The sequence below is a fragment of the Saccharopolyspora sp. NPDC049426 genome (assembly GCF_040676935.1).
In the GTDB taxonomy this organism is placed as follows: Bacteria; Actinomycetota; Actinomycetes; order Mycobacteriales; family Pseudonocardiaceae; genus Saccharopolyspora.
This window is the reverse complement of the sequence record NZ_JBFAPZ010000011.1, coordinates 199,271-211,252: the sequence shown is the minus strand read 5'-3', so window position 1 is coordinate 211,252 and position 11,982 is coordinate 199,271. Positions and strand designations below refer to the sequence as shown.

At 70.1% G+C, this 11,982-nt stretch carries 12 protein-coding genes; 6 read left to right on the top strand and 6 right to left on the bottom strand.

All coding sequences use genetic code 11. The annotated features are described in order from the left end of the window. Positions 1 to 160: 160 nt before the first annotated feature. Positions 161 to 361 (bottom strand): cold-shock protein, encoded by a 201-nt coding sequence (locus AB0J78_RS24040; RefSeq protein WP_132621185.1) that lies wholly within the window; start codon positions 359 to 361, stop codon positions 161 to 163. A 355-nt stretch (positions 362 to 716) separates the two neighbouring features. Between AB0J78_RS24040 and AB0J78_RS24035 the strand changes: the two genes are divergently transcribed. Next, positions 717 to 1,796, top strand: a complete 1,080-nt coding sequence (locus AB0J78_RS24035) for a hypothetical protein (protein WP_363792631.1) — start codon at positions 717 to 719, stop codon at positions 1,794 to 1,796. 30 nt (positions 1,797 to 1,826) lie between these two features. Here AB0J78_RS24035 and AB0J78_RS24030 read toward each other — a convergent pair whose 3' ends face one another. The 4 genes from AB0J78_RS24030 to AB0J78_RS24015 form a co-directional block, all read right to left on the bottom strand. Next, complete coding sequence (locus AB0J78_RS24030) at positions 1,827 to 2,525, bottom strand: class I SAM-dependent methyltransferase (protein WP_363792629.1); 699 nt, start codon at positions 2,523 to 2,525, stop codon at positions 1,827 to 1,829. Between the two features lie 43 nt (positions 2,526 to 2,568). Further along, complete coding sequence (gene pobA, locus AB0J78_RS24025; RefSeq protein WP_363792627.1) at positions 2,569 to 3,741, bottom strand: 4-hydroxybenzoate 3-monooxygenase; 1,173 nt, start codon at positions 3,739 to 3,741, stop codon at positions 2,569 to 2,571. Positions 3,742 to 3,910: 169 nt separating this feature from the next. Next, positions 3,911 to 4,117, bottom strand: coding sequence for a YbdD/YjiX family protein (locus tag AB0J78_RS24020; protein WP_132621189.1), 207 nt, complete (start codon positions 4,115 to 4,117; stop codon positions 3,911 to 3,913). Next, a complete protein-coding gene (locus AB0J78_RS24015) occupies positions 4,114 to 6,252 on the bottom strand; it encodes a carbon starvation CstA family protein (RefSeq protein WP_363792625.1) in 2,139 nt (712 codons plus the stop codon). The genes AB0J78_RS24020 and AB0J78_RS24015 overlap by 4 nt, the downstream gene beginning before the upstream one ends. A gap of 402 nt (positions 6,253 to 6,654) precedes the next feature. Between AB0J78_RS24015 and AB0J78_RS24010 the strand changes: the two genes are divergently transcribed. The 3 genes from AB0J78_RS24010 to AB0J78_RS24000 all read left to right on the top strand — a co-directional run bounded on the left by AB0J78_RS24010 (position 6,655) and on the right by AB0J78_RS24000 (position 8,923). Beyond that, positions 6,655 to 7,185 (top strand): SigE family RNA polymerase sigma factor, encoded by a 531-nt coding sequence (locus tag AB0J78_RS24010; RefSeq protein WP_363792624.1) that lies wholly within the window; start codon positions 6,655 to 6,657, stop codon positions 7,183 to 7,185. After that, positions 7,182 to 8,189, top strand: a complete 1,008-nt coding sequence (locus AB0J78_RS24005) for a hypothetical protein (RefSeq protein ID WP_363792622.1) — start codon at positions 7,182 to 7,184, stop codon at positions 8,187 to 8,189. Before AB0J78_RS24010 ends, AB0J78_RS24005 begins: the two co-directional genes overlap by 4 nt. Positions 8,190 to 8,320: 131 nt before the next feature. Then, positions 8,321 to 8,923, top strand: a complete 603-nt coding sequence (locus AB0J78_RS24000) for a hypothetical protein (protein WP_363792827.1) — start codon at positions 8,321 to 8,323, stop codon at positions 8,921 to 8,923. A gap of 92 nt (positions 8,924 to 9,015) precedes the next feature. Here the strand turns inward: AB0J78_RS24000 and AB0J78_RS23995 are convergent, their stop codons facing one another. Next, positions 9,016 to 10,260, bottom strand: a complete 1,245-nt coding sequence (locus AB0J78_RS23995; protein WP_363792620.1) for a hypothetical protein — start codon at positions 10,258 to 10,260, stop codon at positions 9,016 to 9,018. A gap of 382 nt (positions 10,261 to 10,642) precedes the next feature. On the opposite strand from AB0J78_RS23995, the gene AB0J78_RS23990 reads away from it, so the two are divergent. Both AB0J78_RS23990 and AB0J78_RS23985 read left to right on the top strand, forming a co-directional pair. Beyond that, on the top strand, positions 10,643 to 11,158 hold the full coding sequence (locus AB0J78_RS23990) for a DUF3145 domain-containing protein (RefSeq protein ID WP_132621199.1): 516 nt from the start codon (positions 10,643 to 10,645) through the stop codon (positions 11,156 to 11,158). A 60-nt stretch (positions 11,159 to 11,218) separates the two neighbouring features. After that, positions 11,219 to 11,803, top strand: a complete 585-nt coding sequence (locus AB0J78_RS23985) for a hypothetical protein (RefSeq protein ID WP_363792618.1) — start codon at positions 11,219 to 11,221, stop codon at positions 11,801 to 11,803. Positions 11,804 to 11,982: the final 179 nt, after the last annotated feature.

Below are 11,982 nucleotides of genomic sequence, written 5' to 3'. Positions count from 1 at the left end.
GACGAACTGGACCGGGGCGATCTCGTCCGGAGCGGCCTGCCTGGGTGCCGGTGTCCCGGAGGACACGGGTGTTGCGGTGGTTATGAGAAACCTTCCTGATAGCAGCGCGCCGGCTGCTCGCCCGAAGGTGAGCAGCCGGCGGCGTTCATGCGTGCGAGGCTCAGACGCGAACCGAGCTGGCCTGCGGGCCCTTCGGGCCCTGGGTGACCTCGTAGGTGACCTGCTGGTCCTCTTCGAGGCTGCGGAACCCGCTGGCGTCGATGGCCGAGTAGTGGACGAAGACGTCCGGGCCACCGTCGTTGGGGGCGATGAAGCCGAAGCCCTTTTCAGCGTTGAACCACTTCACAGTTCCCTGTGCCATGTCTGTCTCCTCCTGGGAGCTGGAGCGTTTGACGGGAGCCCACACTTCGTGGGAGCCCGGGCCGGGGATCTCGAACGGCGGCTTTCCAGCTACAACCACGGACAAGCTGCTCGCTCGCATCAAATCCTGCGAGCGTGCGCAAACACGAACCCAGAAAAACAACGACCAGCGCCAAGCTTACACACCACCCGCGGCGGCCTCACCGGACATCAAGCTGTCCACTCGTTTGGGGGAACGCGGGAGGCCGTGAACAGGCTTTTCCGCTTCAGCGCAGACTGAAAAAATTCTCCCGCGCGCTGGAGCGGCTGCGAAAATTCCGCCTCGTGGAGGCGCGGCGGTCGCTACCGTCCCGGGTATGGGCTTCGCCGAGGAGTTGGTGGCGGCACCGCGGGGCCGGTGGCTGTGCTTCAGCGCGGCCTCAGGCGGGCGGTTGCCGACGCTCGACGTCGACGTGGAGGAGATCGTCGAGCGGGTGGACCCGCGTGAGATCGAGGCCCTGGCGGCCTTGAACGAGCTGGAACTGCTTGCGCGGCTCGCGGATTCGGCCGACAGGGCGATGTACTGGCAGGAGCCGTACGAGGTCGATCGGGCGTTGGCGTCGCCGCGCATCGCCCCGCTGCTGCTGCCCGCCGCGCGTGCGATCGCCGCAGCTCCGGCGGCGAGGTGGTGGTCCTCGGCGGTCGATCTCGACGCCCAGGTCCACGTGCGGATGCGGCCGGGCGGGGCACCCGCGGACCGGCCGGTGGCCGAGGTGCTGGCCGAGTGGCGGGCCGGTGTGGTCGAGGACGAACGTCGCGAGCGGCCGTCGGACGTGACCGCGCCCCTGAGCGGCTGCTGGTGGTCGTCGCCAGCAGGCGACTTCATCACCAGCACCCGTGCTCGGCCCGCTCCGCTCGGTCTGTGCCTCCAGGAGGACGGGCTCGGCTCGGAGTGGGCGTGGTGCCGGGAAGTCCGCTCGACACGGCGGCCCCGCGTCCACGAGATCACCGGGCCGGAGGCGTGGTGCGAGCTCGTGGAGCGCTACCCGCTCGAGGTCACCAGGTCCCGCAGGCACGACTGGTGGCGGGTCACCGGCTGGGCCGGCCGCTGGTTGATCCCCGACTGGGAAGCCGTGGCCGCCGACCACGACGCCGTGCACCTCACCTGCGCCGGCTACCTCACCACGGCGGGGCGGGCCCTCTCAGTCGGCGGCGCGCGCACCATGCTCGCGGGATGGGACCCCGACCAGACCTGCTGGTTGACCGACGACCTCGACATCGGCGAGCCCGTCTTCTGGCGCGGAACCCCCGGTGACCTCGCCACCTGGGCGCCCGCCGATCCCGACGAGCCCCTGCCCGAACCACCCGCACCACCACCGCTCCCACGAGGCCGTCGGTGGCGGTGGCGGGCGTTGCGGGCGCGCCCAGGACAGTCGGCCAGGTACTGGAAGGGCTGAGAACCGCAGCACCGCCGCATTCCTGACCCGCTAGGCGTCCTTGCGCCAGGTGTAGGCGGCTGAGAAGGGGTGGTTGCGGAAGCGCTCCCACTTGGGCTTGATCTTCAGCCAAACGTCGTCGATGACGTTCTCGTGCAGCTCGGCCAGCCGCCAGCCCGCGCCGAGGCCTGCTGCGATGTGGTCGCTGATCAGGTGCACGTTGGTGGCGATCGCGACCGGTTCGCCTTCGGCGTTGGTGTAGTGGGTGGGCATGCCCGAGGTCATGATGAAGTGCGGGTGGAACGTGACCAGCACGAACGCCGCCCCGGGCGCGGCCAGCCGGTGCGCCTCCGAGTAAAGCGGACGCAGGTCGTCCAGGTGCTCGTCGATCAGCGAGCAGATCACCAGTTCGTAGGCGCCGCCGGGAAGTCCGGTGGCCGTGGCGTCGGCCTCCTCCAGCCGCTCGTGCGCGCCGCGGCGGCGCGCCAGGTCCAGCATCTCCGGGGTGACGTCCACGCCGTCGATGTGCTCGACGCCGTGCTCCCGAAGCCACTGCCCGGTGCGGCCGGTGCCGCAGCCGAGGTCGGCGGCCCTGCTCACCGCCGACCACCTCGGCTCGGCCAGGCGCTCCAGCAGCGCCAGGTCCATCACGTCCTCGACGGTGTTCTCGTAGTCGGCGACCCACTCGCCGTATCCCGTCCGGACGTCGACCGTCCGGTATCCCCGCGCGTCAAAGCTCTCGAAATCCACTCGCCGAATTGTTCCGCCCGGGTGAACGGTGCGAAACCGATTTTCAGCGCAGCGGCATGCCGACGTAGTTCTCCGCCAGCGTCGTCGCCGCTGCCGTCGAGGAGCGCAGGTAGTCGAACTGGGAGCGCTGCAGGCGGCGCTCGAAGTCCTCGTCCGGGCCCTCGAAGCGGTGCGTCATCGACGTCATCCACCACGAGAAGTGCTGCACCCGCCAGACCCTTTCCAGGCACTTCGCCGAGTACTCGTCCAGCCCGGCGTCGCTGCCCGTGCGGTAGTGGTCGACGAGCGCCTCCGCGAGCCGGTCCACGTCGGCCACCGCCAGGTTGAGGCCCTTCGCGCCGGTCGGCGGCACGATGTGCGCCGAATCGCCCGCGAGGAAGAGCTTCCCGTGGCGCAGCGGCTCGGCCACGAAGCTGCGCATCGCGGTGACCGACCGGTCGATGATCGGGCCCTCCCGCAGCTTCCAGCCCGGAGCGGCCAGGCGCGCGTGCAGCTCGTCCCAGATGCGCGCGTCGGGCCAGTTCGCCAGCGTCTCGTCCGGCTCGCACTGCAGGTAGAAGCGGCTGATGTCGGCCGAACGCATGCTGTGCAGCGCGAACCCGCTCGCGTGGTTGGCGTAGATCAGCTCATCGGTGGAGGGTGCGATCTCGGCGAGGATGCCCAGCCAGCCGAACGGGTAGACCCGCTCGTAGACGCGGCGCACGTCCGGCGGGATGACGTCCCGGCACACCCCGTGGAAGCCGTCGCAGCCGGCGACGAAGTCCGCGTGCAGCACCTGCGCGCGGCCGTCGTGGGTGAAGGTCACGCTCGGGCTCTCGGTGGTCACGTCGTGCACCGCGACGTCGTCGACCTGGAACAGCACCTGACCGCCGTCGGCTCGCCGCCGCTCGTTGAGGTCCTTGACGACCTCCTGCTGGCCGTAGACGGTGATCGCGCGACCGGTGAGCTCGGTGAACGGGATGTGCAGCCGCTCGTCGTCGAACTGCATGTGCACGCCCTCGTGCCGGTCGCCCTCGCGCAGCATCCGCTCGCCCACGCCGACCTCCCGCAGCAGGTCGACCGTGCCCTGCTCCAGCACGCCCGCGCGGACCCGCTGCTGGACGTACTCCTGGCTTCGCCGCTCCAGCACGACCGAGTCGATGCCCTGCAGGTGCAGCAGGTGGGACAGCAGCAGACCGGCGGGACCACCGCCGACGATCGCGACCTGGGTGCGCAAGGTGGGGCCTCACTTCTTCGGGGACCACGGACAAGCATCACTGTCCGATCCGCGACCGCCCCTGAGGATGCCTCGCTACCGCTCAGTGGAAACCCGCTGACGGGGAATGTCCTCGCGAACGACGGAGGGCGGGAGTTCCCGGTGGAACTCCCGCCCTCTCGATCTCAGATCAGCAGCAGCGCGATCCGGGATCGATCTCCTTGCGGTCGATGTGGGCCCGCCAGAACTCGCGCTCGGACATCGGCTGCTCGGTGCCGTGGTGAGCGCGGTGGTGCTCCAGGTAGGTCTCGTAGGCCGTCTCGCCCACGACACCGCGCACGATCTGCCAGGCCGCGCGGACGGATCCGCGCAGCCTGGTCAGCGTCGTGCCGCTCAACTCCCGCCACTCCCGGAGGAAGCGAGCTCCTTCTGCTTCTGGCGTTCCTCGGCCGTGGGGATGAGGCCGGAAGGCGCCCACAGCTCCGACTTCACGTACTCGGCCTCGGTGCTGGGCAGCGGCTCGGTGGAGCGCAGGGCCTTGATCCAAACCCGGACCGCGTCCACCAGCACGATGATGATCAGCACCGCGAACAGCACGCTCAGCACGCCGTCCACAGTGGAGTTGACCACCACCTTCTGCATCTCCTCGACGGTGTCGGCCGTGCCCTTGCTGGTCTGCCCGGCGTCGAGCGCGGCCTGGTAGGAAGCTCGCTGGGCGAAGAACCCGATCTTGGCGTCGGACGAGAAGATCTTCTGCCAGCTCGCCGTCAGCGTCACCGCCGCGTCCCAGGCCAGCGGGATCAGCGTCACCCAGGCGTACTTGGCCTTGCCCGCCTTGATCAGCAGCGTCGTGGCCACGGCGAGCGCCACCGCAGCCAGCAGCTGGTTGGCGATGCCGAACAGCGGGAACAGCTGGTTGATGCCGCCCAGCGGGTCGTTCACGCCGGCCCACAGGAAGTAGCCCCACGCGCCGACGATGACCGCGCTGGCCAGCCAGTTGCCCGGCTTCCAGCTGACGTCGCCGAAGCGCTTCCAGACGTTGCCGACCGTGTCCTGCAGCATGAACCGGCCCACTCGGGTACCGGCGTCCACAGTGGTCAGGATGAACAGCGCCTCGAACATCACCGCGAAGTGGTACCAGAACGCCTTCATCGCGTCCCCGCCCATGACCTGCGAGAACACCTCGGACAGGCCCAGCGCCAGGGTCGGTGCGCCGCCGCTGCGGCCCACCAGCGTCTCCTCCTCGACCGCCGCCGCGGCAGCCGTTAGCTGCTCCGGGGTGACCTGGAAGCCGATGCCCGCCACCGCCTGCGACGCCGACTGCACGGTGTCGCCGAGCGCGCTGTCGGGCATGTTCATCGCGAAGTAGATGCCCGGATCGATGATGCAGGCCGCGGCCAGCGCCATGATCGCCACGAACGACTCGGTGAGCATGCCGCCGTAGCCGATGACCCGGATCTGCGATTCCTTCTCGATCATCTTCGGCGTGGTGCCCGAGGAGATCAGCGCGTGGAACCCGGACAGCGCACCGCAGGCGATCGTGATGAACACGAACGGGAACAGCGCACCGGAGAACACCGGCCCCTGACCGTTGAGCGCGAAGTCGGTGACCGCAGCGGTCTTCATCCCCGGCATCGCGACCAGGATCGACACCGCCAGCAGCACGATCACGCCGACCTTCATGAAGGTGCTCAGGTAGTCGCGCGGAGCCAGCAGCATCCACACCGGCAGCACCGAGGCGACGAAGCCGTAGATGATCAGCGCGAAGGTGACCTCGTTGCCGGAGAGGGTGAAGAACTCCGCCATGCCGGACTCGGCGACCCAACTGCCGCCCGCGATGCTCAGCAGCAGCAGCGCGATGCCGATCACCGACACCTCGACGATCTTGCCGGGCCGCAGGTATCGCAGGTAGAAGCCCATGAACAGGGCGATCGGGATCGTCATGCCGATGGAGAACGCGCCCCACGGCGAGCCCTTGAGCGCACCCACCACGACCAGCGCCAGCACCGCCAGCAGGATGATCATGATCGCGAGCACGGCGATCAGCGCCGCCACGCCGCCCACCGGGCCGATCTCCTCGCGGGCCATCTGGCCGAGGCTGCGGCCGTTGCGGCGGGTGGAGAAGAACAGGACCACCATGTCCTGCACGGCACCGGCGAAGATGACGCCGATGATGATCCAGATCGTGCCGGGCAGATAACCCATCTGCGCGGCCAGTACCGGACCCACCAGCGGACCGGCGCCCGCGATCGCGGCGAAGTGGTGGCCGAACAGCACCCGCCGGTCGGTCGGGTGGAAGTCGGCTCCGTTGTTGAGCCGCTCGGCCGGGGTCGCCCGCTCGTCGTCGGTCTTGAGGACCCGGTTTGTGATGAACCGGGCGTAGAACCGGTACGCGATGGCATAGGACGCCAGGGCTGCGAAGACCAGCCAGGCGGCCGAGATCTCCTCACCGCGCACCAGCGCGATCACACCCCAGCTGACCGCGCCGACCAACGCGACCAGCACCCAGATGGTGATTTCCTTGGGACTCATTCTGCGTTTCCGAGCCGATCCACCGCTCGGGGCCGTTGTCGTAGCCACCGTCTCGGACTCCAATCCTGCTGCGCGAGATGCGGTTGCACAGCAGTTCTAGAGCATCGGCTCGCGCGTCTGGAATGTCCAGCCTGTTGCGCGAGAGTAATCAGGATGTGAAGCGGCGGGCAGCCTGCTCGGGTGAGATCTCCGGAAAGCGGCATGTCGGCTTCCACTCCGGAGCCGGCGCCGCAGCCGATCTTGGTCCACTGGCGTGAAGTCGCCGGATGGCCTGATCAACGGCGCGCCGCGTCGGTAGAGTCGCCGCCGTTGATCACAGCCGATTCGGTAACGACCGGATTCCGGCCACAACCCAGAAGGGGGTCTCGGGCGTCGTGCACAGATGTGACGGTGTCGATCGCAATGCCTGTGACCGTCCGGCCGGGTGACGGGCTGGCGGCAATGGACGAGCTGACGAGCAAGCTGACCGACCTCTACCAGGAGCACTACGCGCAACTGCTGCGGATCGCGGTGCTGCTGGTGGACGACCGAGCCTCCGCCGAGGACATCGTGCAGGACGCCTACCTGCGGGTCTTCGATTCGCGGACCAGGCTGCGCGATCCCGACAAGGCGCTGGCCTTCCTGCGGCAGGCGGTGCTCAACCGGGCGAGATCGACGTTGCGCAGACGGCTGGTCGCCCGCAAGTACCTGCCGAAGCTGGCCGTGGCCGACAGCCTTCCCGACGACACCGGGCGCGGACTCGATCGCGCCGTCCTCGCCCAAGCCCTCGCGCGGTTGCCGCGGCGGCAGCGGGAGGCCATCGTGCTGCGCTACTACGCCGACCTGAGCGAACTCCGCACCGCCGAGGTGATGGGATGCAGCCAGGGGTCGGTGAAGTCCTACTGCTCGCGCGGGGTGGCCAGGCTGTCGGAGTTGCTGGGGGAGCGGGTGTGAACGAACTCGATCGCGACACCGAGCTGGTGCGCGCCCGGATGCACCGGGCCGTCGCCGATGTCGAACCCGCGCCGGACTCGTTGCCGCGGCTGCTGGCCGCGGCCCGGCGCCGTCGGGCGCCTTTCCGCCGACCGACTTTCCTGGTCGTCGCCGCAGCCGCGGTGGCGGCCGTCTTCATCGGCGTGGCACTGGGATTCCAGACGCCGGACCCGCAGCCGGTGAGCGTGCGGCCGGGCAACTACGTCGCCGCCGTGGGAGCCGGGGCGATCGCGTCGTTCGACGTGGCGTCCGGGCGCAGGCAGGACGACGTCGCCCAGGTGTCCGGTGGCGAGGTGACCGATCTGGCGGAGGACCAGGGCCGGGTGTTCGCGCTGGTGTCCACATCGGATGGTCATCGGGTCGTCGAGGTGACCGCCGACGGCGGGCAACGGGACCTCGACGAGGCCGGAGACGCGCGTGCGCTGACCTCGGCGGGCGGCCGGGTCGCCTACGCCGACGGCGACCGGATCGTGCTGTGGATCGGTGGCGACCGCCGGGAACTTCCGACCCCCGGGCTGCGGGTGATCGATCTCGCGCTGTCCGGTGACGGGCGGCTGGCAGTGCTCGCCGCACGCGGCGGACCGGCCGAACTCCTGATCACCGACCCGGATCCGACCACCGTCGACGCAGGTCGCGCGATCCCGACGGGCCCGTGCGGGCCGCTGGCCATCGCCGGAACTGGCCCGGACATCGCGGCCCTCGAACCCGCCGACTGCACCGCCCCGGGCCGCGCCCGGGTCGCGACCTACGCCGCCGACACCGGCCAGAAGCTGGCCGCGGGCGTGCCGTTCGCGACCCCGCCGCTCGACCCGGCGCACCCCGGCCTCTCCGCCGACCCCCAGGGCCGGGTCCTCGTCTCCGTCCCGGGCCGGGCCCAGTGGCTGGTCGACGGCACCGAAGTCCTGCAGATCCCGTTGCCCTGCGCGGCATCCGGGCCCTGCACCGCTCTCCCCGCAACCTTCTGACGACGCGTCATCCCCGCGCTTCACCCGAGCGGGCGAGACATGGGCGATGTGCTGGTCGGCGAGGAGGGGGTGGCTCATCCTCGGAAGATCGGCCGACGGTTGGGGTGGTTGTGCGGGGATTGCGGCGGTTGGTGCTCGTGGCTCTGGACCGGCCTAGGTGGCAGCAGTTCGTGGCCTGCTGCGTGTCGCTGTGGGCGCTGGCGTGGATCGTCGGTCAGTTCATCTCTCCCGCGCACGGACCGAGCGCGCTGGGCGTGCTCGGAGAGCTCGCCGCGCGCGTCGGGATGACCGGCGGCGGCTGGGCGGAGCGGGTCGCCGAGACCTGGCAGCACAGCGGCGGCGGACTCGCGATCTTCGGCGGGCTGCTGTGGGCGGCCACCACTGAGCGAGGTCAGCTCCCGGCCCTGCTCGGCTGGGTCGCGGTGATGCTGGGCGCCGAGCGGCTCGGTTACCGGCCCGCGATGCTGGTCGCGGTGGCGAGCATGGTCGGGTTCGTGGTGCTGCTGTGGATCACCGCGCAGATCTCCCGCCGCTTCCTCGACCGCACCACGTTGTTCCCGAACGACGTGATGCGAGCAGGTGTCACGGCCGCCGCCCTGTCGGCCGTGGTGCCGCTGTTCGCGCCGACGTTGTTCCTGGCCAGGCTCGGAAACCCCTACCTCACCAAGGGACCGCGTCCGGTGCCCGCGCAGCGGCTTGAGGAATCGCGCGTCCAGGACCCGGAGCGCTCCTGAGCCCGTTCAGGAATGAGGCGGCCGTTGTTTTCAGGTGTGGGATTCAGCTCGCACCGCTACCCGCACCGCCAAGCGAAGCAAGTCCTCAGCTGCTAGACGTCGAGCCGCAGGCCGCGTTCGGCCATCGCGCGCAGTTCCAGGTCATCGGGGTTGGAGGCCCGTTGCGACCACACGGCCTGCACGACCCGGACCTGGCTTCCGCGCTGCTCCACCGACTGCGCCGCGTCACCGAAGTCCCGCGGTGCCCCGGGCCAGCTCCGGCCCTGCGCGACGAGGTCGCTGATGCCGCCCGTTCCCGCGGACTCCAGCAGCCCTCGCAGCTCCGTCGCCGATCTCGGGTCCGCCAGATCAACCGCGGCGATCGAGACCGCCACCGACGAGGTGCCCAGGCGCGCCTCGAAGGCACCGCGCCGCAGGCTCCGGCACGACTGCTGCTGGAACCACCGCTGCACGTCCCCGTAGGCGTTCGGTCCGCAGGCGTTGCCCTGGTCGATCGCGTGCTGCGTGAACTCCACGCCGTCGACCCGCTGTACCGCCAGTTCGGGCGGGCTCGCCGAGGGCGACCCCAGCGTCAGGACGCCGAGCAGCGCGCACACCACCGCCACCGCGGCCACCGCGGCGAGCAGCTTGCCGCGCGGGAACGTCCGGGACTCCGCGGCCACGCGCTCGTGGTCGACGGGGCGGTCCTCGGAGTACTTCGGGATGAGCATCGTGTCGATGCTGGAGAGGTCGACCTCCGGCGACTCCGGAAAACCCTCCTCGACCAAGGTCTCTCCGGTCGCTTCAGCTCCCAGCACCCGGAGCAGGCCCAGCGCGGGCGCCGCTCCGCACGGGCTCTCGTAGGTCGCCAGCTCCCGCGCCGCCGACAGGATGGAGGTCGTGTTCGGCGAGACCACCCGGACGCCGCGGTGCAGGTCGGTCGTCGGCTGCATGACCTGCCCGACGTAGGGGCCGACCGCGACGACCGCGGCCACCGGCAGCGGTTCAAGCCCGCGGGTCTGCAGGCTGCGGGCCAGCGCGGCGGCCGATTCCAGCCCTTCCTGCGCCGGGTTGACCTTGCCCTCGGTGCGCAGCAGCGGCCAGCCGTCCACCGTCCACGGCGTGCCGACGGGGGCGTCGAGCTTCAGCGCCGGTTCCGGCAGGTCCACACCCAGCACCACGATCACCCCGCGCGGCAGCACGATCACCGCGTCCAGCGGGCGGGGGCTGCCCGGAGGGCGGCAGCCGAACACGGTGATGCCGCCGAGCACCGAACGGCCGGCGCCCCACGCGGCGATGGCCGCCCGGATGTCGGCGCCGACCTCGGTCGGTTCCGCTCCGAGCCGCACCAGGTGCATCAGGCCTCCTCGAGAGTTCCGGTGTGCCGGGTCCTTTCGGGCCGACCGGGAAGACGGTAGCGGGGCCGACCAGGCCACGTCCCTCGGATTGCGCATTAACCCGTTCGAGTGGTAATCGCCACTCGTCCGCCGAGGGGGCGTTGGTGCGTCCGAGGGACGTCGATCGTCCGGTGCGGCGCTGGGATCAGCGATTTCAGTGAATCACCGTCACCGAAGGACGAGTGGTCTCGGCTGGTACCGGGCTTCGTCGCAGATGGACGGTTGACGATCTCGCGGTGGCGGAGATCTCCACCGGCGATGCAGAATGGCGCCGCAGCTGGTGATCGTCGAGTTCGCGAGGTCGTAGGGGAAGACGTCCCTCGTCGAATAGCGGAGGTCAGCAGTGAGCACCCGTGGCAGCGACAGTGGCCTCACCTGCGGTGTGGTCTACATCCACTCGTCGCCGTCTGCGGTCTGCCCGCACGTCGAGTGGGCGATTTCCGGCGCACTCGGCACTCGGACGGAACTCCGCTGGACGGCGCAACCGGCAGCCCCAGGACAACTCCGCGCGGAGTGCACCTGGACAGGCGAGCCGGGTACTGGAGCACGCCTGGTGACCGCGCTGCGCGCGTGGCCCATGTTGCGCTTCGAAATCACCGAGGACCCCAGCCATGGGGTCGACGGGCAGCGGTTCTGCCACGCGCCCGGACTCGGCCTGTGGCGTGCCTGCACCAGCGCCAATGGTGACATCGTCGTGAGCGAAGATCAACTGCGCACGCTCGCGGCGAACGCCAAGGGCCCGGAGGCCTTCTCGCACCGAGTCGGCCAGCTGCTCGGCGCGGAGTGGGACGACGCCCTGGAGCCGTTCCGCCGCGCGGGCGACGGCGCACCGGTCACGGTGCTGCACCGCGTCGGTTGATTTCCGGCCGATCGCGGGGAAGGGCTCACCCGGCTGATCAGGTTGTGCGAAGCTGAGCCGGTGCGCTCTTGGCTGAAATGGGGGATTCCGCTCGCCGTCGTCGTGCTGCTCGCGGCGGGCGGCGGTGGAGTCCTGCTAGCCCAACAGGTCTACTACGGCGAGCGCGAGTCGCGTTCCCCGGGCATCGAGTCCGCACCGGGCGGCGTCGTCGTCGCGCAGCAGAAGGTGTCGCGCTCCGGCGTCGAGTACTCACCTGACGCCGCCGCGTACCCGGACCAGCGGATCATCGAGGGTCTGCTGGACAACTACTTCGACGGCATCAACCGCAGGAACTACGAGCTGTGGAAGTCCACGGTCCCGCCCAGCAAGTGGCGGGAGCTGCCCCTGAGCAAGTGGTTCGACGACTACGGCAGCACCACGGACTTCGACATCAAGGTGCACCGCATCGATCCCGGTCAGGACCGCTCCGCGCTGGTCATGCTGAGCTTCAAGAGCGACCAGGACATCGTTGACGCGCCGCCGCAGGCCAAGGCCCGCTGCGTGCAGTGGGACGTCGTCTACCCGGTCGTCGTCGACGAGGACGGCAACGCGGTCCTCGACATCAGCAAGCTGCCCAACAGCGCCACCGCCGTCCCCTGCGGGTGACGCCGGCGCCCCCGGGCGCGTGCCGGGAGTCCTGTTCAGAGGGTCCGCAGGAGTTCGAGTCGCGACGCCGTGCGCGCGGAACCTGCGATGAGTCCGAGCTCCGGGCGGTCTTCACCGGATCGCGCGGGAGGAAGCGGGCCGTGGCGGGGACGGGATTGTCACCCGTCCCCGCGGGCCGC